This is a genomic window from Novosphingobium sp. SG751A, from assembly GCF_013149295.1.
In the GTDB taxonomy this organism is placed as follows: domain Bacteria; phylum Pseudomonadota; class Alphaproteobacteria; order Sphingomonadales; family Sphingomonadaceae; genus Novosphingobium.
Genome location: NZ_JABGCB010000033.1, coordinates 1 through 25245, shown reverse-complemented (window position 1 = coordinate 25245; position 25245 = coordinate 1). Strand labels below are relative to the sequence as shown.

Here is a 25245-nt window from a genome sequence, read left to right as displayed (position 1 = left end):
CACCGAGATCGAAATCGCATGGGGTGGGGCATGCCCCACCCCATGCGATCGCCTCAATCTACACCGGAAATTACACCACGAGCCCGGACGCTAACGATCCGTGACGTGAAATTTTGCTTGCACAATGTATGGATTATTGCATGTAATATGTATGCATTGTAAATGGGCTGCAGAATCAGTGCCCCTTTAAGGGATAAGGCCGATGAAACCCACAAATCTGATTGAAAATAAAGGAAAATGGATTTTTCGCTGCGGCATGAAGGGCTGTTGCCCGAATTGTGGCAAGGCATCCATGTTCAAGCGCTGGCTGAAGCTGCAGGACCGCTGCCCCAATTGCGGGCTGGACTATAACTTTGCGGCGCCGGACGATGGTCCAGCGTTCTTTTCGCTCTGCATCGTGGCCTTTCCGCTGTCCTTTTTTGTTGTCTGGCTTCAGGTCGCGTTTGACCCGCCCTACTGGGTGCATCTGGTCACATCGCTTCCGCTGATGATGCTCGGCTGCATCTTGCCATTGCCCTATATCAAGGGGTGGCTGGTCGCCTCGGCCTATGTCAATCACGCGCAGGAGGCAGGCACCGAAAGGCTGTGGGCCGAACTGCACGCCCGCGCCGAAGACAAGGCTGATTGACATGCACGCAGAGAATGTCGATCTTACTGCGACAGGCGGTAACACACTGACTTTGGCCGAGCATCTGGTTGCGAAAGTGTATGATGCTATCGACAGGCCGGATCTTGCCGCCATGATCCGCGCAGGACAGGCAGAGGATTTTCCGGAAATCGCCGACGCCGCAGCACTGCTGGAACATGAAACGGCCCGCATTGGCCGCTATGAATCGGCGCTGCGGCAATATGCCGATCCCGGCCTTTGGGATGATACGACGCCGGGCGGAATGCTCGCGCTGCATGATAGTGGGGAAATGGCGAGGAACGTGCTTGCGGGCCGCCCCGTTTTCAATCATCGGGACTGATGATCCATGCAAAATGCCTGCAAAAGGGTTGGAGCCTCACAATGACCGATTGGACGCCTGACATTGACGCGGCAAGCGGCCCTAAATACCTTGCGATTGCCCAATCTCTGGCCGATGCCATCGAGGCGGGAGTTCTGACGCCCGGCGACCGGCTGCCGCCGCAAAGAGCGCTGGCTGACATGCTTGGTCTGGATCTGACCACCGTAACCCGCGCCTATGGCGAGGCTCAAAGGCTTGGTCTGATCGAGGGTAGTGGCCGCCGCGGCAGCTATGTGAAGGCCCGGGACAAAGTGGCTCCCTCGATTTCCGCTGACGATCCCGGCGATACCGGGATGAACGCCCCGCCCGAAGGCTTTGGCGGCACGCTTGCTCAGGCCTTTCGCGACAGTGTGGCAGGTCTGCTCAGCGCTGACATGGCTGCGGCGCCCCTCCAGTACCAGCGCAGCGGCGGTGCGCCATCGGCGCGCAGGGCTGGAGCCGAACTGCTCATGTCCCGTGGTATTCCCTGCTCCGAGGACACAGTGCTTTTGGCGGCGGGCGGTCAGAATGCGCTCCATGCCATCTTCAGTGCCCAGTTCAAGTCTGGCGACAGGCTGGCGGTCTGCGCCCATGCTTATCCTGGATTGCTCGCGCTGGCCCGCCGGTTTGGCGTGACGTTGCATGTCATCGCCTCGGATGCCGATGGCATGGATCCCACCAGTTTGGACCAGGCTTGCGCGAGCGACGGGCTAAGGGGCATCTACCTCGTACCAACGAATGACAATCCAACCGCCATCACCATGTCCGATGCCCGCAGGCAGGCAATAGCGGCGGTGATCGAAAAGCACGATCTGCTGCTGATCGAGGACGATGCCTATGGCTGGCTTCCAGACCATCCTCTGCCCCCGATCACCTCCTATGTGCCCGACCAAAGCTGGCACATCGCGAGCGTTTCGAAAGTCTTGACCCCCGGCTTGCGCGTGGCGTGGCTGCGCGCACCCAATGTTGCGGGCGCGTGGCGACTGGCTGCCGATATGCATGAAACCGCGATCATGGCGCCGCCGCTCAATGCCGCCGTTGTCACGGACTGGGTCAGGGGCGGGTTGTTCCACAAGCTGATACACGAGGTAAGGTCCGAGGCTCGTCTGCGACAGGATATCGTGCGGGAAAGCCTCTCGCCAGGCAGCTTCCGCGCGCAGGACTATGGCTATCACCTGTGGGTCGAGGTGCCGGAGGATCTGGATGCTCGCCACGTTTGCGATGCGCTGCGCCAGCATGGCCTGCCCGCGATCCCCGGTGATGCTTTCGCGGCCGAAAAACCATCAAGCAGGCCCGCCGCCGTGCGGGTTTCGGTTGGCGGAGCGATAGGGCGCGATCAATTGCGGCGTGGCCTCAACCTGCTGTCTGCCCTGATTGGTCCGCAGGCACCGCGCAAGATCAATCTGGTCTGATATCCTCGGCCGATATGTCGCAAATTTGGCGGGTGAGGACAGGATTTGAAACCTCACCCAATATGACTTCTGTTAGGACACCATGATGGATTGGGTTCCAGTAATATTCCTGATTTTAAAGGGTAGCGTCATCGCTACCGCCATGTTCTTCGCCGTCAAATGGCATTACGATCAGGACCGGAACAGGAACGATGAAGCTGGAAGCGCGCAATGGACCAGCGAATTGCGCATTTTCATAACGATGCTGGTCGCTCTCACCTTATCCCTGATCGGGATTGTTTACGCCGGATGCTGGGGCGATAGGGCCGTGGGCGGATTGGGCGGCGCCTTGGCGTTCGTGCTCACGCTTGCGGTGTTTCTGGTGGCGAAGCCGACCGCAGAGGCCGATCTGTATGATCGCCTCGGACAAGCCGGCTACGCTCTTAATGAAGAAGGCATTCAGCATCTTGAGGCCTTGAAGCACGCGATCGAGCCTTTGCGTGATGCGTTGATCCGCAGGCGCGACTCCCTGCTGCGAGAAAAGATCTATTTCAGCATCGCGGTGACCATCAGCGCGCTTGCGTGGGTCTATGGTGATGTTGCCGCTGGTTGGTTCAGTTTTATACGTTGAAGCGTTTTGGCCCTATCGCGGCAAATACCTCCAGCGGAAATGAGAGAAATCTCGCAAAATCCAAGCTGATCGGGGCTGGGTTTGTGCATAAAGAAAGCGGAGCTGACGATCCGCCCGCCGCCATGGCGCCGCATCAGAGGCAGGGCTGCGCGCCACCTCGAACAGGCCGAACAGGCTGGTGCCGAACATCGGGCGGTATTCATGAGGCTGCAACGCCTCCGCCGCGCCCACCAGCCCGAACCTGCGTTGTTGACCAGCACATCAATGCGGCCAAAGCCGGATGAGCGGCCGGTTCTCAGCCAGACTTTGCTTTGTGTATTGTTCATGGAGTGCTTCCTCTCAGCGTGCATCAGGCGATGGTGATGGCGATCTTGCCTTGCGCGCGCCGGGCGCCATTGCGGCCGGTCACCGCGTCATAGGCATCGCCGATCTGGTTCATCGTGAACTGACGCGGGTCGAGCCGGGGCAGCAGGTGGCCGCCTTCGGCCATGGCGGCGGCGGCGCTCAGGATCTCGCCGTAATGGGTCCGCCCTTCGTCGGCCAGCAGCGTGTGCAGCGTGAAGACGCCCGAATAGGTGGCCTGTTTGAAGGATAGCGGGGCCAGCGCATGCGCTCCCCAGCCAAGGCAGCTGACCACATGGCCAAAACGCCGCACCGCCCGGAACGAGGCATCGAGCAGCGCTCCGCCGCCGGTGTCATAGACCACATCAAAGCCGCGCCCTGCGGTGTGTTCGGCCACGTAAAGGTCCATATCCAGCGTGGCGTCGATCGGTGTGGCGCCCAGCGCGCGCAGGTAATCGTGATCAGCGGCAAAGGCTGTGGCAAACACGCGGGCGCCATGGGCCAGTGCGATCTGCACCGCCACATGGCCGACGCCCCCTGCTCCGCCCTGCACCAGCACGCTGTCGCCAGGGCGGATGGCGGCGCGGTCGATCAGCCCTTCCCACGCGGTGATCACCACCAGCGGCAGGATCGCCGCCTCGCGCATCGTCAGGTTTGCGGGCTTATGCGCCAGCAGGCGGGCATCGGCGGCGACATACTGCGCCTGCGTGCCGGGCAGGGCGCCCACACCGCCGATCAGGCCATAGACCTCGTCTCCCGGCGCAAAACCGGTGACGCCCGCGCCAACCTGTTCAACCACGCCGGCCACATCCATGCCCAGCACGGCGGGCAACGGGCGTCGGGCATGGGCAGCCTCGCCTGCGTGGATCTTGGTGTCGAGCGGGTTGGTGCCGCTGGCATGGACGCGGATCAGAACCTCGCCCGCGCCAGTGGTGGGGCGGGCGACGTTGCGCAGAGTGAAGGGGCCATTGGCGGTATCGGCTATGGCGGCGAGCATGGTGGGGCTACGGGTCATCGGGGTATCTCCTGTTTGATGCCCTGATGGTGCGCCGATCATCCTTGAATGAAAATCAATGATGATGCATGATATCCATTCATATTTGTTTGGATATGCCATGTCTTCCACGCCGCTTGAATGGAGCGATCTGCCGGTTTTCCTCGCCATTGCGCGCGAAGGCACGCTGGGCGCAGCGGCGCGGCGGCTGGGTCAGTCGCAGCCGACCATGGGCCGCCGCCTGCGCGCGCTGGAGGAAGCGACGGGCACCGCCCTGTTTCAGCGCACCGCCGATGGCTTTGTGCTGACCGATGAAGGCGCGGTGATGCTGCGCCATGCCGAGCGTATGGAGGCCGAGGCTCAGGCGCTCTCACGCGAATTGGCGGGCAATGAGCAGCGCTTGGAGGGCGTGTTGCGGCTGACCTGTTCGGACTGGTTCGGGCGGATCGTGCTGGCGCCCATGCTGGCCACCTTCCACCAGCGCCATCCCGGCGTGGTGGTCGAAACGCTGACTGATCCGCGCATCTACAGCCTCGCCCGCCGCGAGGCCGATCTGGTGCTGCGCATCGCCCCGTTTGACGAGCCCGAAGTGATCGCGCGGCGGCTGATGACGGTGCCCTATGCGCTCTATGCCCCGGCGGGCTATGGGGCGCTGGGTGATGATGTGCCGGTGGTGGTGATGGACACCGGCTTTGGCGGGATGCCCGATGTCGGCTGGCTGATGCAGAGCCTGCCCGCTGCACGCATCGTGGCCCGCAGCAACAGCCGCGAGATGCAGGCGCAGCTCTGCGCACTGGGTACGGGGCTGGCGGTCTTGCCCAAGCCCTTGGCCGCCGCCACGCCGGGTCTGGTGGAGGTGGATCTTGGCTGCGCCCCGCCGAGCCGCGAGACATGGCTGGGCTATCACCGTGACCTGAAGCGCCTGCCGCGCCTGCGTGCCTTGGTTGACCTGATGGTGGAAAGCGTGGCGCTCAGATGATGTAACCGCCCGCCACTTCGATGGTCTGCGCATTGATCCAGCGGTTGTCGTCAGACAGGAGGCCGGCCACCATCTGGCCCACATCGTCGGGTTCGCCAATACGGCCCAGCGCAGTCTGTCCGGCCAGCATGGCCTCGAATTCGGCGTTGATGCCGCCGCCAAGATCCGTGCGGATCGCCCCCGGCGCAATGGCATTGGCGCGAATGCCGCGTTTGCCAAACTCCTTGGCCATATAGCGGGTCAACACCTCCAGCCCGCCCTTGAACGCGGCATAGGGCGCGACGCCCGCCGTGGCGATGCGGGTGGTGGCACTGGTGACATTCACGATGTGGCCGCCATCCGCCATCAACGGCAACAGGGTCTGCGTCAGGAAAAACGGCCCTTTGAGGTGGACGCGGAACAGGGCGTCAAAATCATCTTCGGCGACATTGGCGATGGGCGCGAATTGCCCATGCCCCGCATTGTTGACCAGCGCGCCAAAGTTCGTGGCCTGCCATACACTGGCCAAAGCGTCGCACACCATCGCACAAAAGGCGGGGAAGCCGGCGATGTCGCTGACATCAAGCGGCAAGGCCGCTGCTTTGCCGCCCTCAGCCTCAATCGCGGCGACCAACTGCTCGGCTTCCTGCCGACCTGTCCGGTAAGTGATGATGGTGCCAAACCCGCGCCTGGCGCAATGGCGAGCCATGCTGGCGCCAAGGCCGCGACTGGCGCCGGTAATGATGACAATGCTCATGGTCGTCCTCTTCGCTATGATGCGGCGAATCTAGACGCTTCAAGCAGGAGCGTGCGCCCATGATCCTCCTGCATTCATGCCTATTCCTGCTTTGCCATTGCCGGGCTCAATCGGGTGTGACACAGCGCGACACATGGAAACCCAGCTGTCCGAACTGCGCAGATTGGCATCGCGGGCCGAAAACCGCCGGACAGAGTCGGGAATTGCGCGGGTGGCCATGGTGCAGGGCGAAATTGCCGAGCATCGCCTTGCCGCTGTTTATGATCCTATGATCAACCTGATCCTGACAGGCGCGAAGACGATGACGGTAGGCGGGCGCACACTGCGTTACGACCCGGCCACCTATTTCGTGATCTCGGTGGATTTACCTGCGGTGGGCAGGGTGCATCCTGCGGATGATGGTGCGCCCTATCTGGCAGTCAGCTTGACGTTGGAGCCCAGGATCATCGCCGCACTGTTGGCCGATGCGCCCAATGCCCCCGGCGGGCCAGTGGACGGGGCTGCTTTTTGCGTGGCGCCCATTACCGAGGATTTGCTGGATGCCTGGGTGCGGCTGCTGCGGTTGATGGATCGCCCTGACGAGATCGCCGTGCTGGCGCCGCCCTATGAGCGGGAGATCCTGTTTCGGGTGTTGCAGGGGCCATTGGGCTGGATGCTGCGAGCGATTGCCACGCCGGGGACGACATTGGCCCGGGTGGGCACGGCAATCCAATGGATCAGGCAAAATTTTACGCAGCCGCTGCGGGTCGAAGCTCTGGCGGCCATGGCGGCGCTCAGTGTTTCGGCGTTTCACCGCCAGTTCAAGGCTGTGACCATGTTGAGCCCGCTGCAATACCAGAAACAGGTGCGCCTGTTGCACGCGCGTTCGCTGCTGATGGCGGGCGAGGGCAATGTCACATCGGTCGCGATGGATGTGGGCTATCAAAGCCAAACCCAGTTCAGCCGCGAATATGCCCGCCAATTCGGCCTGTCGCCATCGCGCGACATCACCAGATTACGCGAAAGCCTCTGAAGCACGCGTTTACCTGCTTATGGTTCCGGCGGACGCCCTGAAACTCGCTGTTCGTTGCCGACTTCGCTCGATCAAGCGGCGGCCCGATATCGGCCCGCCGTGATACCCCTATGCCTGGTTTGCTGTCGCTGAACACGCAGCCGCCTCGTTGCGAGATGGAGTTGCACCCGTACCGGCCAGCATACCGTTTAGCGTTCCGCCAGTCATACCCAAATCAGCCATCAAGCCATCGATCAGCGGTCCGCCCACACGATAGCGCATCGCAGCTGCCACAGCGGCATCGGCAAGGTTTGAATGGCCTTCGCCCTGCACTGTATCCGATCCTTTGCCATGCAGCCCGCGTGCATCGACAATGCTAACCCGCGCCGGCCAGGAAGTCATCCCCGCAGCCAATGGGCAGGGCGCCGGCCGGGGACATGGTTTCCTTGTCAACACCAGCCTTTTCGATGTCATGCTGGCGGCGATGGGGTGGAAGAAAGAGAATTGATCCGGTGAAGAGCGCTGTTGCGCGGGGCCGTGTCCCCGAAGTCGGGCGCGCGATATGTCAGCCTACAGCCTGATGCAGGACTTCCCTTTTGCGTACAGACCAGATTATCCTGTGAGAAAGGGCTTATTGGGACAAGTTTTCAATCGCATAAACTGCATCATGGCCAGCGCCAGCAGCCCTGCGCATGACGCCGTCGCGACAGTCACGGCCGCGCCGCGCGCCGGATCCGCCCATTGTGCGCTTGCCATCGAGCAAAGCGCTCCTATCGCCATCTGGGTGGCGCCATAGATCCCCGATCCCGAGGCCATGGCCAGCGGGTTGACGCTGATCGCCAGCGTCAGCGCGGGCGGTCCCGACAGGCCGACGCCAAAGAGAAAAACCCCCATGGTGGCGATCAGAGCCGGAACCGTCAGCCCGCCTTTCAGGACGAGGATCAGAAAGCCAAAAGAGCTGAAACAGACGCAGGCCCCACCTGCCATCAGCAGATGGTCGGTGCGCAGCCGAGGGGCCATCCGGCTTGCCGCGATGCTGCCCAGCCAGATGCCCGCCGTGGCCAGCGCCAGCATCGGCCCTATCCGGCCCGCCGTATAGCCAAATTGCCGGACGAGGATAAAGGGCGCGGCCCCGATCAGCGCATACATCGAGGTTGTGAAGCACCCTCCCGCAATCGAGCAGGCGACGAAATAGGGGGTGACCATCAATTGGAGGTAATGACGCATGACCGTGCCGCCTGATGCTTCGGACCTGTCCGTATCGGGGATCAGTCGCAGGGTTGCGATCAGATTGATGCATCCGGACAGCGCCAGCAGGGCAAAGATCATCCGCCAGCCCCACAGCGCCGCGACCGTGCCCCCCAGCAGCGGCGAAAGCGCAGGCCCCAGCGTAATCAGCAGGTTCATCATGGCCTGCCGCCTTGTGGCCTCGCGCGCCTCGCAGCCGCGCCGGGCGATGGCCCGCGCCAGCACCAGCCCCACGCCCCCGCCCAGCGATTGCACCAGCCGGATCGCCACCAGCGTTCTGGCCTGCATCGCCATGCCCGCCGCGATGCTGGCCAGAATATAGAGGCACAGGCCCGCGATCAGAATACGCCGCAGCCCCATCCAGTCGGCCAGCGGACCAAAGATCAACTGACCGATGGCAAGGCCGACGATATAGACGCTGACCGTCCACTGCATCTCGCGCGCATTCGCCCCCAGGGAGGCGGCGGCAAAGGGCAGGGCGGGAATGAGAATATGCGCCGTCATCACCGCGCCCAGCGCGATCAGGCCAAGCAGCCAGAGAGGAGCGGGCCTTTGCTGGTCCATTGCGGGGGCCTTTTAAAACGGCACGGCCCCGCGCGCAGCGCGCGCGAGGCCGCAGGTGATCGGGAATGGGCGGCCTCAGGCCGGGATGCGGCGGTCCTGCTCCGCTTCCTGCATGCTGCTCAACAGCCGCCGGGTCTGGTTCACCGCGCCATCGCTGGCGATGCCGACGAAGGGCCGCTCGGGCTGGTCGTCGATCCGCAATTGCTGGGCCTCCAACGTCACTTCATCCTCGGTGATCGTGTCGAAGAACTGGTCGAACAACACTTCTGGCACTCCGCTTTCGCGCGAAGCGGTGGTGCAGATGGTCCACAGATAATGGCTGGTGGTTTCGGTTTCGGGGGTGATGAAATGGTTGTTGGCCAGCATGAAGCCATTGTCGCGGCGACCTTCATAGGCGCCCGTGCCCACATCGCAGCCCCCGGCATTCACCCGGCAGTTCATCCCGCGCGCCGGTTCAAAGCGCACCTCTTGCCAGCGATCGACCCGGCCCTTGAAACCTCCGGCGTCGACATAAGATTTGGGCGGCACCGAATTGGGCATCTGGCGCAGCAAGGTCACCTTGCGCCCGTCGAACTCCACCTTGGTGTCGGCTCCGTAATGCTGCTCCGGGTTGCCGCCGATGGTGCGGGCGTGAATATAGGGCACATGGGTCAGGTCCATGATATTGTCGATGATGAGCTGCCAATTGGCCTTCACATGGAAATTGTAGGGCCGCCAGCTCCAGCGCGGATCATTGTGTTCGGGGGAATCGATGATCGTTGAGGGATCGGCCAGCGCCGCCTCGCCCATCCAGATCCAGATCAGGTGATCTTTTTCCACCACCGGATAGTGGCGCACATTGGCGGCGGCCGGGATGCGCTGTTGATTGGGGATGCGGGTGCATGTGCCGCGCCCGTCAAATTCGACCCCGTGATAGCAACAGCGGATGATATTGCCTTCAACATGCCCGCTGCTCAGCGGCATGGCGCGGTGGCTGCACCGATCCTCCAGCGCGGCGATCTGGCCGTCTTCGGTGCGGAACAACACGACCGCCTCATTCAGGAAACGGCGGCCCAGCGTCTTGCCCGGCGCGATTTCATCGGCAAAGGCGGCGACATACCATGTGTTGCGAATGAACATGATGATCTCCCGAATGTTGGCGGCGCCAAGGATTAAGGCGCTCTTTGTGTTGGGTGCAAGATTATGGGCGAGGGCGGGGGCAGGCCAATCGCAATCTTATAAAGCCATAATAAAAACGGGATGATTGCACCCCGCCTTATGAATAGGTCAGCGCAGGTAAAGCCCGCCGTTCATATCCAGCGTGGCGCCCACGAAAAAACCGCCCCGGTCCGAGGCCAACAGCGCCGCCGCCGCCGCGATTTCGCCCACTTTCATAAAGCGGCCAATCGGCACTTCGCCCTCGACGCGGGCGATCTGCTCGGGGCTGAGGCGCGCCTTGGCGGTGTCGATGGGGCCGGGGGCGATGGCATTGACCGTCACACCGGTCCCGGCCAGTTCACGCGCGAAATATTTGGTCAGCATGATGGCCCCCGCCTTGGACGCGGCATAATGGGGCGAGGCCACTGTTCCGCCGTTCTGTCCGGCCAGCGAGGTGATGTTGACGATCCGGCCATAGCCGCTCTCGCGCATATGCCGGGAAAAGATCTGGCAGCTCAGGAATACGCTGCGCATGTTGATCTGGACGATTTCGTCGAATTCTTCGGGGGAGATGTCCTGCGTTGGGGTGCGTTTGGCATAGCCGGCATTGTTGACGACGATATCCACCCGGCCCCATGCGGCCACCATCCGGTCGCGCGCGGCGATGAAGTCTTGCTTGGCGCGCACATCCAGCGTGATGGCGATGGCGCTGGCCCCGGTGGGGTCGAGCGAGGCGGCCACGGCTTGCGCTGCGGCCGGATCGACATCGCTGACCGCCACCTTGCCGCCGCCTGCGTGGATCTCGCGGGCGATGGCCTCGCCCACGCCCCGGCCGCCGCCGGTGATCAGGGCACAGCGCCCCTCAAAAGAAAAGCTGCCATTGGCGGGCAGGGTGAATGTGTCGGACATGGGGGAAACTTTCATGCTGGCCGGGAGGGACAGCCTTGCCCCTCCCGGTGTTCAGGCGATCAGGGGTGCAGCGAGACCGTCAGGCCAAAGGTGCGCGGCTGATTGGTGAAGATCTTCCAATAGGTCGCGCCCCGACCCGGCACCGCCAGAAAGGAGGTGATGTCATCGGCATTGACGATCTGGAAGTTGTTGGTGAGATTCTTGACCCATGCGTTGATCTGCCAGCGCTTGCTGGGCGCTTCAAAGGTCAGGCGGGCGTTGAGCGTCTTGCCCTCGGTCTTGTCATAGAGATTGGGATAGAGGCGCAGCGTATTGGCGTCATCAGTGGAAATGCGGGCTGAATAGTTGAAATCGGCCTGCGGGGTCAGCGTGGCGCCGCTGGGCAGGGCAAGGGCATAGCTGGCCCCCACCGTGAAGGAATCGCGCGGGGCGAACTTGGCCGGATTGCCCGAATAATCGACATTGACCAGCGGATCGCGCAGCGAGGTATAGCGCCCCGCCAAATGGGTGTAATTCGCGCTCAGCCGCAGGGCGGGGGTGGGGCGAAACACGCTTTCCATTTCCAGCCCGCGCATCTGCAACGTGCCGTTATAGGTATGGGCAATGCCGCCCGCGCCCGAGAAGTTCTGGAGGTTGTTGGTCCGCTGATCAAAGATCGAGACGTTGAAATCCAGCTTGTTGTCGATCAACCGGGTCTTGGCGCCGATTTCGATATTGCGCGCCTTTTCCGGCTCCAGCGGGATGGTGGGGTTGCGATAGGCATTGTCGACGAAACCGCCCGATTTGAAGCCGCGGGCAAAGGTGGCATACAGGTTCACCTTGCGCACCGGCTCATATTTCACGGTAAAGCGCGGGGTGAAAGCGTCCCATGTCTTGCCGCCCGCCGCATTGACCTCGCCGGGGAAGCCGAAGGCGGCAATCGCGCCGGGGTCGCTGTTGCTGTAGGCGTGATAGGTGATGTTCTTGCGGTCGCTGGTAAAGCGCCCGCCCGCCACCACGGCCAGCTTCTCGGTGACCTTGAAGGTCGCCTCGCCAAACACCGCAATCGAGCGGACATCGCCGTTCTGGACGCGCACGATATTGGTGATGCCCGGATTTGGGCGAATCGCGCCGCCCGTGGCCGAACCGGGCAGGGGGCTGTAATTGAACGTATTCGTGGTCGAAACATCGGCCGACAGGAAATAGGCACCCACCACATAGGACAGCCGGTTGGGCGCCGAGGCAAAGCGCAATTCCTGGGTAAAGCTGCGGTTGCGCACATCCTGACGGCGGTCGAACACCGGGGTCACCGTGCCGGTGGGCACGTCATCGTTGATCGCATGACTGTCATTCATGCGATAGCCGGTGATCGCGGTCAACGTGCCGCCCAGCAGATCGAGATCGCCGCGCAGATAGCCGCCGCGCAGGCGCTGGCTATAGGGCGAGCGGGCGTAATCATTGTTGGTCCAGCGCGCATCGGTGAAATTGCCGAATGTGGCCGGGATCGTCTGATTGCCGCCAATGCCCAATTGAATCGCGCCGCCATTGCCGCTGGTATAGGAATAATCGCCCGCCAGAATGATCTTGAGCCGATCGCTGGGCTTGAACAGCAATTTGCCGCGCATCGCATAGCCATCGGTCTGGCCGTAATGGCCGCTCTGATTGGGGGTGTTGATCAGGCCGTCGGAATGTTCGGTGCTGAACGATACGCGAGCGGCCAGCTTGTCATCGACCAGCGTGGTGTTGAGCATGCCTTCGGTGCGCAGATAGCCGCCATTGCCGCCGGTCACTTCGCCGAAATAGTCATCCTTCATCACCGGATTGTTGGTGACGACCGAGATCGCCCCGCCCACCACATTGCGCCCGAACAAGGTGCCCTGCGGCCCGCGCAGCACTTCGACGCGCTGGATGTCATAGAAATTGGCGTTCAGATCATTGTTGAACACGTAATAGACGTCATCCATGAAATAGGCGACGGGCGTGTCCAGCGTGGCGGTGCGGAAGGTGGAAACATTCCCGCGGATCGCCACGATGGAAAGCGATTTGTCCGCCGTGTTGATGGTGATGCCGGGGATCTGTTGCACCAGCGCGGCAGGGCTGAACACCTGCTGGGTGCGCAATTGTTCGCCGCCAAAGGCCGCCATCGAAAAGGGCACTTCACGCACGGTGGTTTCGCGGCGCTGGGCCGTGACGATGATATCCTCGCTGGCCGGCGCGTTGGCCGGGGGTGTTGCTTGCTGGGCCATGGCCAATGCCGGCAATGATGTCGCAGAAAGCGCGAAAATGGCTGATATATAACCGGATTTGTACAGCATCCGAATGGTTCTCCCCATAAATCGGGCGGCTTCAAGACCGCCTCGCAACCCACAAAAGCAGCAAAGCGTGAATGGTCGCAAGTAGATCGTCCCGTTTTTTGAATGGTAAGACCTTATTCCGATTGGGGCGTCAAAGCCTGTGCCTCTAACAAGGGCGGCACAAGTTCACGGCAGGGCAGGCCGCCGCTCCACAACAGGGATGCGCAAGGCCGGACCCGCCAAAAGCAGAGGAAGAGCCTGACAATGCAGTCCAATGACAGTATCGATCTGACCCGGGTGGGGCCTGGCACGGTCATGGGGGCGTTCATGCGCCAATACTGGATGCCGGCCTGCCTTTCTTCCGAGGTTAAGGCCGATGGCGACCCGGTGCGCCTGATGATCCTGTGCGAAAAGCTGATTGCGTTTCGCGACAGCTCGGGCCGGGTGGGCATCATGGATCACCGCTGTCCGCACCGCTGCGCCTCGCTGTTCATCGGCCGCAATGAGGAAAATGGCATCCGCTGCGTCTATCATGGCTGGAAATTCGACGTGGATGGCAAATGCGTCGATATGCCCTCGGTGCCCGCGCGGATGGATTTCAAGGAAAAGGTCCATGCCAAGGCTTACAAGACCCATGAGGCGAACGGGCTGATCTGGGTCTATATGGGCGAAAATCAGGCCAGCCCGCCGCCTCTGCCCGAAATCGAGGCGACGATGCATCCCGACGCCGAGATCTGGTGCCTCCAGCGCGACTGCAACTGGCTTCAGGCGCTGGAAGGCGACATTGACACCAGCCATGTCGGCTTCCTGCATGTCGGCTCGATCAATGCCGACGATCTGGACGAAGATCACCCGATGCGCCCGACCGTGCTGAACCGCGCGCCCGAATATGAGGTGGCGCAGGCCGACTGGGGCGTGATGTATGGCGGCTATCGCCCCAATGACGATGGGCAGATGTCATGGCGCGTGGCCCATTACATGTTCCCCTTCTGGACCCAGACCCCCAACAACCGTTTTGCCACCCGCGCCATCGCCCGCGCATGGGTGCCGATGGATGATGAGCATTCGATGCTGTTTGACATCACCTGCGGGGTGGATGCGGGCAATCCGGCCTATACCTCGACGCTGAAGGACGGCACGCCGCTGTTCGACAAAATCAGCTATGCGCCCAACACCACCGACTGGTACGGCCGCTGGCGCTCGACCGACAGCGAGGCCAACGACTGGGCCATTGACCGCGACAGCCAGCGCAACGGCACCCAGTTCACCGGCATCCCCAACATCACCATGCAGGATCAGGCCGTGACCGAAAGCATGGGGCCGATCACCGACCACAGCTTTGAAAATCTGGCCCCCACCGACCAGATGATCGCTCGCGTGCGCCGCCGGGTGCTGCTGGCCGCCCGCGCGCTGGCCACCAAGGGCACCGTGCCGCCGGGCGTGGAGGATCCCTCGGTCTTTTATCGTGCCCGCGCCGGATCTTTCCTGCACAATCCGCAGGATACTCTGCAACAGGCCTACGAGGTCGCATTGACCAAGGCGGTGCGCTGGCCCGAAAGGACCGAGGCTGCGGAATAAGCAATCGCAGGCCGGCGCGATCCATGCGCCGGCCTGCCCAAAAAACGGGTAATCAGGTGACGACACGCATACTGGCAAGGAAAGGCCGCCGATCCATGACGGCCCGAACCTGTCACGATACGCATCGCGCCAAAGGGAGAGTGTGATGCAGGCACGTATTCGGGCCATCCGTTGGGAGGCCGAAGGCATTTTGTCCTTTATTCTGGAGCCGGTCGGCGGCGGGCTGATGCCTTCCTTCGATCCGGGGGCGCATATTGATGTGCAACTGTCACCGGGGCTGACGCGCAGCTATTCGCTGGCCAATGATCCGGCGAACCGCACGCATTACGAAATCGGGGTCCATCTCTCGCCGGAAAGTCGGGGCGGATCGCGCCATATCCATGAACGCTGGCGCGCGGGCGATATTGTCGAGATTTCCGAGCCTAAGAACAATTTCCCGCTGGTCGAGGATGCCGCTCATACGGTGCTGATCGCCGGGGGCATCGGCATTACGCCGATGTTGCCGATGATCGCGCGGCTCAATCGGCTGGGGCGCAGTTGGGAGCTGCATTATGTCGCCGCTACGCCCAGCCGCGCGGCCTATGTCGATCATGTTGCCGAATATGATGGCGTCACCGTCGTCTTTGACGGCGTGCCGGGCGGACAAAGGCTGGATTTGCAGGCGATCAGCCGGAACGCTCCGGCCGATGCCCATCTTTATTGCTGCGGCCCTTCCGGGATGCTCGACGCCTTTGTGGCGATCAACGGCGACCGGCCGCAGGGCCATGTTCACATCGAATATTTCAGCGCCGAAACCGTGGTGGCCACCGAAGGCGGTTATACGCTGGAGCTGGCCCGCAGCGGCAAGACCATCGCCGTGGAAGAAGGCGAAACGATGCTCGACGCGTTGCTGACGGCGGGGATCGACATCGGCTTCGCCTGCGGCGAGGGCGTTTGCGGCACTTGCGAGGTCAAGGTGCTTGAAGGCCTGCCCGACCACCGCGACCATTTTTTGACCGATGCCGACAAGGCTGGCAACCGTTCGATCATGGTCTGCTGTTCGGGGTCGAAATCGTCCCGGCTGGTGCTGGATATCTGACAGAGTCGCGGCCTTGCTTCGCCTGAAGGCGGGGCCGCGCAGGTTTGACGGATAAGCGGCGAAACAATCGCCGCACCGCGCGAGGAGAAGATCTTGGGCTTTTGTGCAACAGAAATGCCCCGCCGTCCGGCGCGTGGGGTCTGGCTTTATCGGCTGGGCGTGGTGATGCTGATTGCCCTGACGGTCGTGTTGGACGGGCTGGACAATCAGATGCTCGGGCTGGCCGCTCCGGCCTTGCTCCATGAATGGGGGCTGGAACGCAGCGTTCTGGGCGGCATTTTCGCGCTGGGCTTTGTGGGCATGGCCCTGGGCACGCTGCTGGCGGGCCAGATCGGCGATCAGTATGGGCGCCGCGTGGCGCTGTTGCTGGGGGTGGCGCTGTTCGGCGCGGCGACGCTGGCGACCGGCTGTGCCGGGGCGGTTTGGCATCTGGCGCTGCTCAAGGCTTTGGCCGGGGTCGGGCTGGGCGGTGTGCCCGGCACGGCGGCGGCGATGATTGCCGAATTCACCACGGCCCGCTGGCGCAGTCTTGCGGTCACATTTGGCGTGGTCTGCGTGTCGATCGGCGGCATTCTGGGCGGCGGCATGGCGGCAACGCTCCTGCCCTTGCTGGGCTGGCGCTGGCTGTTCTGGGCCAGCGGTGCATTGACCATGGTGGTTGCGCTGTTTCTGCTGCGCTGTCTGCCGGAATCGCCGGGTTTTATGGCGCGCGATGCAAACCGGCGGGATGAACTGGCGCGGTTGCTGCGGCGGCTGGGGGAAACCTCCTCTGCCGCTGCGCCCCGTGCCGCTGCGGCGCTCCCTCCTTTGGGAGAGCTGTTGAAAGGCGATCTGGCGCGCAGCACGATGGGGCTGTCCGCCGCGATGCTCTCAGGCATGTTTCTGATCTATCTGATGTTCAACTGGGCCCCCATGCTGCTCTCGGCGCAGGGGTTCTCGTTGCGTGAAACCAGTCTGGGTCTGACATGGTTCAACATGGGCGGTACGGCAGGGGCGATGCTGGCGGCTCTGGCGATCATGCGGGTGGGGTCGCGGCTGACGCTGCCGCTTATGGCTGGGCTTGGGGCTTTGGTCTGCGCCTTGCTGGCCTCTCTGCCGATGTTGCTGACCGGGCACGGGGCGGGCGTGATGGTCGCCCTGGCTCTGCTTGGCCTGACGGCCAGCGCCGCCCAATCGGCCATGTTTGCGCTGGGCGCGCATGCCTTTCCCTTGCCGCTGCGGGCGCGGGGCATGGGGCTGATGGGGGCTGCCGGGCGCATCGGCGCGCTGGCCAGCGCCTTTGCCGGATCGTGGCTGGTGGTGGGCTGGGCGGGCTTTTTCGCCACGCTGGGCGCGCTGATGGTGGTCAATATGGCAAGTTTTCTGGCCGTTCGCGGCCATATTCCCCCGCTGGGCCGGGGCCGAACCGAGGATCTTCAAGGGTGAGCGACACATTCGATTATATCGTCATCGGTTCGGGATCGGCGGGCAGTCTGCTGGCCAATCGCCTTTCGGCCGATCCGGCCAACCGGGTCGCGTTGATCGAGGCGGGGCCTTCGGACCGTCAATGGCCGGTCAATATCAAGACGATCATGCCGGTGGGCAATATCTTCCTGATCCCGCATGAGCGCTATAACTGGAAGCACAGCCTGTCGGGCAATGAGGCGATTGGCGGGCGCAGCATCGGCTTTCCCCGCGGCAAATTGCTGGGCGGGTGCAGTGCGATCAATGGCGGCGTCTATATCCGGGGCCAGCGCGAGGATTATGACGGCTGGGAGCGTGCGGGCAATCAGGGCTGGTCGTATAAGGATGTCCTGCCCGCGTTCATGGCGGTGGAGAATTACGCCGGGGCGGACCAACCATGGCATGGCAAGGGCGGCGAACTCGATGTTCAGCGACCCGCCTCGCTCAACCCCATTACCCATGCGATCATCGCGGCGGCGGGGCAGGCAGGCCACGCCCGCAACGAGGATTTCGCGGGCGAGAAACAGGCCGGTTTCGGCCCCTATGACCTCAACCAGCGGCGCGGCACGCGCCTGTCGAGCGCGCGCGCTTTTCTGCATCCGGTGCTGAACCGGCGCAATCTGACCGTGCTGTCCGATACGCTGGCGCGGCGCATCCTGTTTGACCGAGGCCGCGCCTGCGGGGTGGAGATCGAGCAGGCCGGGCAAAGGCGCGTGCTTTCCGCCCGGCGCGAGGTGGTACTGTGCGGCGGGGCGATCAATTCGCCGCAACTGCTGATGCTTTCCGGGATCGGCCCTGCGGCGCATCTGCACGAAAGGGGGATTGATGTGCTGTGCGATCTGCCCGGCGTGGGCGCGCATTTGCAGGATCATCCCACGGTCCACCTGTCGATGGAAAACCCCAGCGCGGAATCCTATGCGCTTTCGCCGCGCACCTATGGCCGCGCTCTGCTCAGTCCTTTCCGCTACCTGCTGCGGCGCGACGGCATGTTGGCCAGCAATGTGGCCGAATGCGGCGGTTTCCTCTGCACCGACGGCAGCGGGCGGCCCGATATTCAGATCACCTTTCTGGTCGGGCTGAAGGCCAATGCCCGCGTCATCCCCTCCGAGCATGGCTATATGGCGCTGATCCAGTTGCTGCGCCCCAAAAGCCGGGGATCGGTGCGGCTGGCCAGCAATCGGGCGGAGGATAAGGCCGTCATTGACCCTAATTTCTTTGCAGATCCCTATGACATGCGCACGCTGATCGCCGGTTTCCGCGAGGCGCGCCGCATCTTTGCCCAGCCCGCTCTGGCGCCGATGACCGGGGCCGAGATCGAGCCGGGCGCCCATGTGCAGAGCGATGCCCAGATCGACAGCGCCCTGCGCCAGATCGTCAACACCGCCTATCACCCCACCGGCACCTGCAAGATGGGGCCGGACAGTGATCCGATGGCGGTGGTCGATGGGCGGTTGCGCGTGCGCGGCGTGTCGGGGCTGCGCGTGGTCGATGCCTCAGTAATGCCCGAAATTATCAGCGGCAACACTAGCGCCCCCACGATGATGATTGCCCAGCGCGCGGCCGCTTTCATTCTGGAAGACGCCGCAAGTTCGAACATCGCGGCCTGAGGCCGCCGGACAGATTTGGAGAGATCCCCCATGGAAATGACCCTGATGCGCAACCGCCCCGCCATGCTCGACCGGATGGAACAGGACATGCTGATCGGCGGCGCGCGCGTGCCTGCCCTGTCGGGCCAGCGTTTCGAGACGCGCAATCCGGCCACCGGCGACCTGCTGGCCCGTGTCGCGCAGGGCGGAGCGGAGGATGTTGATCGCGCCGTAACGGCCGCGCGCGCGGCTTTTGAAGGCCCATGGCGGCGGATGAAGCCGGCCGAGCGCCAGCGTATCATGCTGCGTCTGGCCGATCTGGTAGAGGAGCATTTTGAGGAACTGGCGATGCTCGATACGCTCGATCTGGGCGCGCCGGTGTCGCGCACGATTTTGGGCAAGGGGCGGGCGGGCGCGCTGCTGCGTTATTACGCGGGGCAGGCGACCCTGATCGCGGGCGACACTTTGCCCAATTCGGCGCCGGGTGATGTGCTCTCGCATACGCTGAAAGAACCGATCGGCGTGGTGGCGGCCATCAACCCGTGGAACGGCCCCATCGGCATGTCGGTGTGGAAGGCGGCCCCGGTGCTGGCCAGCGGCTGCACCATGGTGATGAAACCTGCCGAACAGACTCCGCTCTCGGCGCTGCGCTTTGGCGAATTGTGCCTTGAAGCCGGGGTGCCCGAAGGCGTCATCAATGTGTTGACCGGGCTGGGCGATGCGGGGGCGGCTCTTTCCTCGCATCCCGGCATCGACAAGATCGCCTTTACCGGATCGACCGGCGTGGGTGAAAAGATCCTGCATGCCGCCGCCTCGACGATGAAGCGGGTGAGCGTGGAACTGGGCGGAAAATCGCCCAACATCGTGTTTGCCGATGCCGATCTGGACAAGGCGGTGCCCGCCGCCGCCATGGCCGTTTTCGCCAATGCGGGCCAGATTTGCAGCGCGGGTACGCGCCTGTTTGTCCAGCGTTCGATCCATGATGAATTCATGGCCCGACTGGCCGATTACACCCGCACCATTCGCGTGGGCGATCCGCTGGACCCCGAAACGCAGATCGGCCCGGTGGTTTCCGCGCCCCAGATGGAGCGTATCCTGGGCTTTATCGGCGAGGCCGGGCAGGATGGCGCCCGCACGCTGGTGGGCGGCGCGCGCATGGGCGGCAACGGGCTGGACAAGGGCTTTTTCGTTGAACCCACGATATTTACCGGCGTGACCGATGATATGACCATCGCGCGCGAAGAAGTGTTCGGCCCGGTGCTTTGCGCCTTTGCCTTTGACACGGTTGAGGAAGTGCTGGCGCGGGCCAATGCCACGCCCTTTGGCCTGGGCAGCGGGGTTTGGACGCGCGATCTGTCCACCGCGCATCGCATGGCGCGCGGCATTCAGGCCGGATCGGTCTGGGTCAATTGCTATCAGATGCTCGATCCGGGCGTGCCTTTCGGCGGCTACAAGCTGAGCGGGTTTGGCCGCGAATCCGGGCCGCATCACATTGAGGATTATCTGGAAACCAAGTCGGTGTGGATCAATCTGGACTGAAGCGCGATTATACCCAGCCCGTGCCGCGTTGCTCGGGCTGGGCCGTGCTTGAGCGCATGACGGTCGCCACCTGTTCAAGGCATTCGAGAAAATGATGCTGGGTGGCGGTCGGGCGCCAACTGCGCCGCGTGGTGATGCCCATGACGCGGCGGCTGTGCTCGAGCGGTGCGCCGATCTGCGTGAGCAGTCCGCTGCGGATTTGCAGTGCGACCTGATCGGGCGAGAGCAGGGTGAGAAAATCGCCCTCGGTCAGCAGGCGGCCGATAATCATCACCGATCCGCATTCCACCGGCGTAGGGGGCAGGGGCGCGCCATCGAACAGGCGCTGCCATTGTTCGCGCAGCGGCGAATTGGCGGGCGGCACGATCCAGCGATAGGAGGCCAGTTGCTCCAGCGTGGGTTCGGCCACGCCGGCCAGCGGATGTCGGCTGCCCGCCGCGATGACCAGCCGGTCTTCATAAAGCGGCATCTGATAGAGGTCTGCGATCTCAAAGGGGCGCAGCGCGCCCACGATCATGTCGATCTCGCCATCGCGCAGCGGTTCGACCAGTTCGCGCCAGCTTCCCTCCAGCACCTTGAAGGCAGCATGGGGATGACTGTTGGCCATGTGCGCCATGGCCGTGGGCACCAGATAGGGGCGCGAGAGCGGCAGCGCGCCAAAAGCGATCTGTTCGCCCCCGCTGTCAAAGCCCAGATCGGCCACCGCCGCGATGATTTCGGCCACCGCCAGGCGCGCCCCGCGCGCAAGGCGCTTGCCCGATTGATTGAGCCAGACCGCTCGCCCGCGCCGCTCGACCAATTGCCCGCCGATCATATGCTCCAGATCGCCCACGGCGCGGTGGACCGCCGTTTGCGACATGCCGCTGCTTTGCGCCGCAGCGGCAAAACCGCCCGCCTCGACCAGCGCGAGAAAGGCCTGCAGCTGGGTCATCGTCATCAGGCGTTCGGGATATTGGAAAACCGCCGAAAGGCCCTTGGTGGCATGGGAAAGATGATCGAGCGCGGCGCGGGTGCGCTCGATTACAATGGCGCCCATGGGCGTGGGTACCATGCCGCCTGATCTGCGCTCGAACATCGTATAGCCGAACTGACGCTCCAGCTTGGCCAGTCCTTGGGTGAGCGCGGGTTGCGAGAGGCTGACGCTGTCGGCGGCGGCCGTGATGCTGCCCTTTTCGGCAATATAAAGCAGAGCGCGCAAATGCCGCAGGTTCAGGTCGAAAGGATCGGCTGCCATGGGGGCGATTGTAGGGGAAGGACGGCCTCGCGCCAATCGTGAAATTCAAATGGACTGACCTTTTATTAAATGGTACGACCATTAGTGAATTGGTGCCGCAGCGCCCAAACCCGTTCCACAAGGAGGATGCAGATGGACTTTGAATTGCCCGAGGAAATCGCTGAATTTCGCGATGTTACGCGTCAGATCGTCAATGGCCTGCTGGTCCATGAACGCGCCTTTCACGAAACCGGCAAGGTCGATCCGATCGTGCGCAAGACGCTGGTCGAAAACGGCTATTTCGCCATGGCGCTGCCTGAGAAGCATGGCGGCCTGGGGCTGGGCGCGCTGGCGCAGGCGGTGGTGCAGATCGAGCTGGCGCGTTTGCCTCCCCAGTTCTGGACCGAATTGCGCCCGCTGATGGGGCCGGGCGCCAAGAATATTATCCAGCATGGCAGCGAGGAGCAGAAAGCCCGCCTGTTGCCCGGCATGGCCACCGGCGAGATCGGCATCGCCTTTGCCCTGACCGAGCCTAACTCCGGCTCCGACCCCGGTTCGATGCGCACGACCGCAGTGCGCAATGCCGATGGCTGGGTAATCAATGGCAGCAAGACCTATATCTCGAACGGCAAAAACGCCAATTACGTGATCGTCTATGCCTATACCGATAAATCCAAGGGGCCGCGCGGCGGCATCACCGCCTTTCTGATGCCCAAGGACACGCCCGGCTTTGCGGTGACGGGCACGATCGAGCTGATGGGCACGGCCTCGCCGGGGGTCTATGAACTGGCTTTTGACGATTGCCAATTGCCCGCCGATGCGGTGATCGGTGAGGAAGGGCGCGGGTTCCATTATGCGCTTGAAGGATTGAACGAAGGGCGGATGAATGTCGGCGCGACGGCCGTGGGCATGGGTGAATATGCGCTGGAACTGGCCATTGCCGAATCCAAGGTTCGCCCCGCTTTTGGCGGCGTCATTTCCGATTTTCAGGCCATCCGCCATTATATCGCCACCATGGCGACCGACATGCGCGCGGCGCGTCTTCTGCTGCTGGATGCTGCATGGCGTTACGATCAGGGCGAGAAGAAGCGCGAACTGGCCTCGATGGCCAAATTGTTCGCCACCGAGGCGGGCAGCCGCACCGTGGACACCGCGCTCCAGATCTTTGGCGGCTCGGGCTATTGCAAGGGCTTTGCCATCGAACGGCTCTATCGCGATATCCGCATCACGCGGATCTATGAAGGTTCCTCGGAAATCCAGCGCAACACGATTGCGCGCGAATTGCTGCGTTAATCGACAAGTGGCGGGGCGCGTGGTGCGCCCCGCCACGATGATCAGATCAGATCGCCTGCCGCACGTAAAGCGGCCAGATCACCTTCCGACAAGCCCAGTTCCGCCGTCAGGATCGCCGCCCCATCCGCGCCCAGCGCCGAAACATGATTGCGGGCATGACAGCGCGAGTCGCTCATGCGGAACGGCGGATTGGTGACGAGATAGGGACCTGCCCCATCGTCGATCCGGGTAAAGGCGCCTCTTGCGGCCAGTTGCGGATCGTCCAGCACTTCCTCTACTCCGCGATAGAGCGCGCAAGGCACGCCATGGCTCGCCAGAATGGCCTCGGCCTGCGCTCCGGTCTGAAGGCGGGTCCATTCCTCGACCAGCGAGAGCAGCTTGGCCCAATTGGCATTGCGGTCGGCGTTGGTGAGGAAGCGCGGGTCCTGCTGCCATTCGGGATGGCCGACGGCCTGCGTCAACTGCTCGAAATTGCGCGGGCTGGTGGGCGCGACCATGATGAAGCCGTCCAGCGTGCGCAGCGGAGTGTAGAGCGGGCGGCGCGCATCGCCGGGAAATTGCGCGGCCTGAGTCTCATAAACCAGCATGCCCACCATGGCCTCCAGCATGGAAACGTCGATATTCTGGCCCACACCGGTCTTTTCGCGCTGATAGAGCGCGGCCTGTATCGCGCCAAAGGCATGGGTGCCGCCCAGCACATCGGCGATGAAAACGCCGCTTGTCGCGGGGCGCTGCGCATCGTCCTGATAGTTCAGGTTCACCATATCAAACCCGCTGGCCGCATGGATGACGGGGGCATAGGCGGGATGATGCGCCTTGGGCCCATGTTGGCCATAGCCCGAGATTGAGCAATAGATCAGGCGAGGATGGATGGCCGACAGCGTGGCGTAATCCAGCCCGAAGCGCTCCATCACGCCGGGGCGGAAATTTTCGATCACGATGTCGAAACCGGGCACCATCTGCTGGATCAGATCGCGGATGGCGGGGGCCTTGAGATTGCAGGCCAGCGATTGCTTGCCCGCATTGAGATGCCCGAAATAGGCGCTGCGCCCATCGCGCCGGGGGGGCCGGGCGCGGACCTGATCGCCTTCGAGCGATTCGATCTTGACCACCTGCGCGCCCAGATCGGCCAGCATACGCGAGGCAAAGGGGCCGGCCATGACGCTGGTGAAATCCAGCACGCGAATGCCCGAAAGCGCTTCGCGGGCGGGGCCGGGATAGGGGTTGGACATGAGCTCTCCCTCAAATAGTATAATGGTCCTACCTATTGCATGAGGGTGCAGGCGGGTCAATCGCGCATCATGTGCGGCGATGGATTGATGGGGGTGAAAAGGCGCTTAGCCTGCGGTCGCGCGCGCCTTCATATTTTTGCGAACATGGCGATGGATGCGTTCGAGATGCTTGCGCATTTCCAGCGCGGCGGCCTCGGCATCGCGTTTGCGCAAGTGGCGGATCAGGCGCATCCGCGAATCAATCAGTGTTTCCTGCAAGGTTTGATAATCGGGGCCTTGAACGAATTCATGCAGGATCGAGGAGAGCGAATTGACGAAAATGCCGTAAATCCGGTTCTTTGTGGCCCGGGCCAGCACTTCATACCATTGCGCGGCGCATTCATAGCGCGCCTCAACGCTGCTTTCCTGCTTGGTGCGCTCGGCAATCGCCTCCAATTCGGCCAGATCCGCCTCGGTCGCCCTTTCGCAGGCGAGGCGCACGATGATATCCAGCGTGGCAAGACGCGCCTCGGTCAGTTCCTCGAGCGAGACATTGCCCAGATGCACATAGTCCTGCATCGCCTGAATGATGCGGTCTGGTTCGGCCGCCTGAATGAAGGAGCCGCCCTTCACGCCCTTGGTGTTGCGGATGATCCCGGCCATTTCCAGGCTGCGCAACGCCTCGCGCAGTGCGCTGCGGCTCACCTGAAACTCCAGCGCCAGCTCACGTTCAGCGGGCAATTTATCACCCGTTTTCAATGATCCATTGGCCAGTCGTGCCCTGATCTGTTCGCAGATCACTTCAAAGGTGCGCTGGGTCTTGATGGGGGCGAAATTAGGGCGGGCGGCGGGCGCAAGTGGCATGGCGATATACTCTGTAAGGAAACGCCTTCTGGTATAACGCCTGCGCAAAAAGGAGCAATGGCCAGACCGTAGCGCCTTGACAGAGGTGTGCAATGTTATAATGGTATGACCATTAAATGAGGATGCCGTATATGAAGATTGTCGTGCCTGTCAAAAGAGTACTTGATTACAACGTGAAGCCACGTGTGAAGGCGGATGGCACGGGTGTTGACTTGTCGAATGTGAAGATGAGCATGAACCCGTTTGACGAGATCGCGGT

The 25245-nt window shown here is 62.7% G+C and carries 23 protein-coding genes and 1 pseudogene; 14 read left to right on the top strand and 10 right to left on the bottom strand.

The genetic code is table 11. The features are described 5' to 3' along the window. The first annotated feature begins 202 nt into the window (after positions 1–202). The 4 genes from FHW96_RS24450 (at position 203) to FHW96_RS24435 (ending at position 3008) form a co-directional block, all read left to right on the top strand. Positions 203–628 (top strand): DUF983 domain-containing protein, encoded by a 426-nt coding sequence (locus FHW96_RS24450; RefSeq protein WP_172343176.1) that lies wholly within the window; start codon positions 203–205, stop codon positions 626–628. 52 nt (positions 629–680) lie between these two features. Then, a complete protein-coding gene (locus FHW96_RS24445) occupies positions 681–968 on the top strand; it encodes a hypothetical protein (RefSeq protein ID WP_253951240.1) in 288 nt (95 codons plus the stop codon). 41 nt (positions 969–1009) lie between these two features. Continuing rightward, positions 1010–2398 carry a PLP-dependent aminotransferase family protein gene (locus FHW96_RS24440; RefSeq protein ID WP_172343174.1) on the top strand — a complete coding sequence of 463 codons (1389 nt, stop codon included), beginning with the start codon at positions 1010–1012 and terminating at the stop codon, positions 2396–2398. Positions 2399–2480: 82 nt separating this feature from the next. Further along, a complete protein-coding gene (locus FHW96_RS24435) occupies positions 2481–3008 on the top strand; it encodes a hypothetical protein (RefSeq protein WP_172343158.1) in 528 nt (175 codons plus the stop codon). A 349-nt stretch (positions 3009–3357) separates the two neighbouring features. Here FHW96_RS24435 and FHW96_RS24430 read toward each other — a convergent pair whose 3' ends face one another. Beyond that, entirely contained in the window at positions 3358–4365 is a 1008-nt protein-coding gene (locus FHW96_RS24430; protein WP_172343173.1) for a zinc-dependent alcohol dehydrogenase family protein, read from the bottom strand. Between the two features lie 100 nt (positions 4366–4465). On the opposite strand from FHW96_RS24430, the gene FHW96_RS24425 reads away from it, so the two are divergent. Beyond that, the gene (locus FHW96_RS24425) at positions 4466–5323 is read left to right on the top strand and encodes a LysR family transcriptional regulator (RefSeq protein ID WP_253951239.1); all 858 of its coding nucleotides are present in this window, start codon (positions 4466–4468) and stop codon (positions 5321–5323) included. Here FHW96_RS24425 and FHW96_RS24420 read toward each other — a convergent pair. After that, on the bottom strand, positions 5316–6059 hold the full coding sequence (locus FHW96_RS24420) for an SDR family NAD(P)-dependent oxidoreductase (protein WP_172343172.1): 744 nt from the start codon (positions 6057–6059) through the stop codon (positions 5316–5318). The genes FHW96_RS24425 and FHW96_RS24420 overlap by 8 nt on opposite strands. Before the next feature lie 133 nt (positions 6060–6192). Between FHW96_RS24420 and FHW96_RS24415 the strand changes: the two genes are divergently transcribed. Then, complete coding sequence (locus tag FHW96_RS24415; protein ID WP_172343171.1) at positions 6193–7071, top strand: AraC family transcriptional regulator; 879 nt, start codon at positions 6193–6195, stop codon at positions 7069–7071. Between the two features lie 108 nt (positions 7072–7179). Here FHW96_RS24415 and FHW96_RS26365 read toward each other — a convergent pair whose 3' ends face one another. Continuing rightward, entirely contained in the window at positions 7180–7452 is a 273-nt protein-coding gene (locus FHW96_RS26365) for a flotillin domain-containing protein (RefSeq protein ID WP_253951238.1), read from the bottom strand. Here FHW96_RS26365 and FHW96_RS26570 point away from each other — a divergent pair. After that, the gene (locus FHW96_RS26570; protein WP_256432904.1) at positions 7424–7558 is read left to right on the top strand and encodes a hypothetical protein; all 135 of its coding nucleotides are present in this window, start codon (positions 7424–7426) and stop codon (positions 7556–7558) included. The genes FHW96_RS26365 and FHW96_RS26570 overlap by 29 nt on opposite strands. 104 nt (positions 7559–7662) lie before the next feature. Here FHW96_RS26570 and FHW96_RS24410 read toward each other — a convergent pair whose 3' ends face one another. The 4 genes from FHW96_RS24410 to FHW96_RS24395 all read right to left on the bottom strand — a co-directional run bounded on the left by FHW96_RS24410 (position 7663) and on the right by FHW96_RS24395 (position 13133). Continuing rightward, the gene (locus FHW96_RS24410; protein WP_172343170.1) at positions 7663–8862 is read right to left on the bottom strand and encodes an MFS transporter; all 1200 of its coding nucleotides are present in this window, start codon (positions 8860–8862) and stop codon (positions 7663–7665) included. Positions 8863–8937: 75 nt separating this feature from the next. After that, positions 8938–9981 carry an aromatic ring-hydroxylating dioxygenase subunit alpha gene (locus FHW96_RS24405; RefSeq protein WP_172343169.1) on the bottom strand — a complete coding sequence of 348 codons (1044 nt, stop codon included), beginning with the start codon at positions 9979–9981 and terminating at the stop codon, positions 8938–8940. Positions 9982–10128: 147 nt separating this feature from the next. Then, positions 10129–10908 (bottom strand): SDR family NAD(P)-dependent oxidoreductase, encoded by a 780-nt coding sequence (locus FHW96_RS24400; protein ID WP_172343168.1) that lies wholly within the window; start codon positions 10906–10908, stop codon positions 10129–10131. Positions 10909–10967: 59 nt separating this feature from the next. Then, positions 10968–13133: a TonB-dependent receptor gene (locus FHW96_RS24395; RefSeq protein WP_172343167.1), complete on the bottom strand. Its 2166-nt coding sequence runs from the start codon at positions 13131–13133 to the stop codon at positions 10968–10970. A gap of 312 nt (positions 13134–13445) precedes the next feature. On the opposite strand from FHW96_RS24395, the gene FHW96_RS24390 reads away from it, so the two are divergent. The 5 genes from FHW96_RS24390 (at position 13446) to FHW96_RS24370 (ending at position 20405) form a co-directional block, all read left to right on the top strand. Next, a complete protein-coding gene (locus FHW96_RS24390; RefSeq protein WP_253951237.1) occupies positions 13446–14759 on the top strand; it encodes a Rieske 2Fe-2S domain-containing protein in 1314 nt (437 codons plus the stop codon). Between the two features lie 145 nt (positions 14760–14904). Further along, positions 14905–15837, top strand: coding sequence for a PDR/VanB family oxidoreductase (locus FHW96_RS24385; RefSeq protein ID WP_172343166.1), 933 nt, complete (start codon positions 14905–14907; stop codon positions 15835–15837). A gap of 114 nt (positions 15838–15951) precedes the next feature. Continuing rightward, the gene (locus FHW96_RS24380) at positions 15952–17262 is read left to right on the top strand and encodes an MFS transporter (protein ID WP_172343165.1); all 1311 of its coding nucleotides are present in this window, start codon (positions 15952–15954) and stop codon (positions 17260–17262) included. Next, positions 17259–18887, top strand: coding sequence for a GMC family oxidoreductase N-terminal domain-containing protein (locus FHW96_RS26875; protein WP_172343164.1), 1629 nt, complete (start codon positions 17259–17261; stop codon positions 18885–18887). Before FHW96_RS24380 ends, FHW96_RS26875 begins: the two co-directional genes overlap by 4 nt. Positions 18888–18917: 30 nt before the next feature. Continuing rightward, positions 18918–20405, top strand: a complete 1488-nt coding sequence (locus tag FHW96_RS24370) for an aldehyde dehydrogenase (protein WP_172343163.1) — start codon at positions 18918–18920, stop codon at positions 20403–20405. A gap of 7 nt (positions 20406–20412) precedes the next feature. Here the strand turns inward: FHW96_RS24370 and FHW96_RS24365 are convergent, their stop codons facing one another. Next, on the bottom strand, positions 20413–21639 hold the full coding sequence (locus tag FHW96_RS24365) for a LysR family transcriptional regulator (RefSeq protein WP_172343162.1): 1227 nt from the start codon (positions 21637–21639) through the stop codon (positions 20413–20415). Between the two features lie 132 nt (positions 21640–21771). Here FHW96_RS24365 and FHW96_RS24360 point away from each other — a divergent pair, with 132 nt between their 5' ends. Beyond that, positions 21772–22911, top strand: coding sequence for an acyl-CoA dehydrogenase family protein (locus FHW96_RS24360; protein WP_172343161.1), 1140 nt, complete (start codon positions 21772–21774; stop codon positions 22909–22911). Positions 22912–22952: 41 nt separating this feature from the next. Here the strand turns inward: FHW96_RS24360 and FHW96_RS24355 are convergent, their stop codons facing one another. Both FHW96_RS24355 and FHW96_RS24350 read right to left on the bottom strand, forming a co-directional pair. Further along, positions 22953–24143, bottom strand: coding sequence for a CaiB/BaiF CoA-transferase family protein (locus FHW96_RS24355; RefSeq protein WP_172343160.1), 1191 nt, complete (start codon positions 24141–24143; stop codon positions 22953–22955). Positions 24144–24248: 105 nt separating this feature from the next. Further along, complete coding sequence (locus tag FHW96_RS24350; protein ID WP_172343159.1) at positions 24249–24986, bottom strand: FadR/GntR family transcriptional regulator; 738 nt, start codon at positions 24984–24986, stop codon at positions 24249–24251. Positions 24987–25117: 131 nt separating this feature from the next. On the opposite strand from FHW96_RS24350, the pseudogene FHW96_RS24345 reads away from it, so the two are divergent. Then, positions 25118–25245 (top strand): annotated as a pseudogene (locus tag FHW96_RS24345) (electron transfer flavoprotein subunit beta/FixA family protein); the annotation flags it as partial.

Bases quoted from the DNA above. Each gene is read 5' to 3' on its own strand.
- FHW96_RS26570 (WP_256432904.1), top strand. From the start codon at position 7,424: ATGCTAACCCGCGCCGGCCAGGAAGTCATCCCCGCAGCCAATGGGCAG.
- FHW96_RS24435 (WP_172343158.1), top strand. From the start codon at position 2,481: ATGATGGATTGGGTTCCAGTAATATTCCTGATTTTAAAGGGTAGCGTC.
- FHW96_RS24405 (WP_172343169.1), bottom strand. From the start codon at position 9,981: ATGTTCATTCGCAACACATGGTATGTCGCCGCCTTTGCCGATGAAATC.
- FHW96_RS24420 (WP_172343172.1), bottom strand. From the start codon at position 6,059: ATGAGCATTGTCATCATTACCGGCGCCAGTCGCGGCCTTGGCGCCAGC.
- FHW96_RS24410 (WP_172343170.1), bottom strand. From the start codon at position 8,862: ATGGACCAGCAAAGGCCCGCTCCTCTCTGGCTGCTTGGCCTGATCGCG.
- FHW96_RS24385 (WP_172343166.1), top strand. From the start codon at position 14,905: ATGCAGGCACGTATTCGGGCCATCCGTTGGGAGGCCGAAGGCATTTTG.
- FHW96_RS24415 (WP_172343171.1), top strand. From the start codon at position 6,193: ATGGAAACCCAGCTGTCCGAACTGCGCAGATTGGCATCGCGGGCCGAA.
- FHW96_RS24430 (WP_172343173.1), bottom strand. From the start codon at position 4,365: ATGACCCGTAGCCCCACCATGCTCGCCGCCATAGCCGATACCGCCAAT.
- FHW96_RS24400 (WP_172343168.1), bottom strand. From the start codon at position 10,908: ATGTCCGACACATTCACCCTGCCCGCCAATGGCAGCTTTTCTTTTGAG.
- FHW96_RS24370 (WP_172343163.1), top strand. From the start codon at position 18,918: ATGGAAATGACCCTGATGCGCAACCGCCCCGCCATGCTCGACCGGATG.
- FHW96_RS26365 (WP_253951238.1), bottom strand. From the start codon at position 7,452: ATGACTTCCTGGCCGGCGCGGGTTAGCATTGTCGATGCACGCGGGCTG.
- FHW96_RS24425 (WP_253951239.1), top strand. From the start codon at position 4,466: ATGTCTTCCACGCCGCTTGAATGGAGCGATCTGCCGGTTTTCCTCGCC.
- FHW96_RS24390 (WP_253951237.1), top strand. From the start codon at position 13,446: ATGCAGTCCAATGACAGTATCGATCTGACCCGGGTGGGGCCTGGCACG.
- FHW96_RS24450 (WP_172343176.1), top strand. From the start codon at position 203: ATGAAACCCACAAATCTGATTGAAAATAAAGGAAAATGGATTTTTCGC.
- FHW96_RS24350 (WP_172343159.1), bottom strand. From the start codon at position 24,986: ATGCCACTTGCGCCCGCCGCCCGCCCTAATTTCGCCCCCATCAAGACC.
- FHW96_RS24365 (WP_172343162.1), bottom strand. From the start codon at position 21,639: ATGGCAGCCGATCCTTTCGACCTGAACCTGCGGCATTTGCGCGCTCTG.
- FHW96_RS24360 (WP_172343161.1), top strand. From the start codon at position 21,772: ATGGACTTTGAATTGCCCGAGGAAATCGCTGAATTTCGCGATGTTACG.
- FHW96_RS24355 (WP_172343160.1), bottom strand. From the start codon at position 24,143: ATGTCCAACCCCTATCCCGGCCCCGCCCGCGAAGCGCTTTCGGGCATT.
- FHW96_RS24380 (WP_172343165.1), top strand. From the start codon at position 15,952: ATGCCCCGCCGTCCGGCGCGTGGGGTCTGGCTTTATCGGCTGGGCGTG.
- FHW96_RS24440 (WP_172343174.1), top strand. From the start codon at position 1,010: ATGACCGATTGGACGCCTGACATTGACGCGGCAAGCGGCCCTAAATAC.
- FHW96_RS24395 (WP_172343167.1), bottom strand. From the start codon at position 13,133: ATGGCCCAGCAAGCAACACCCCCGGCCAACGCGCCGGCCAGCGAGGAT.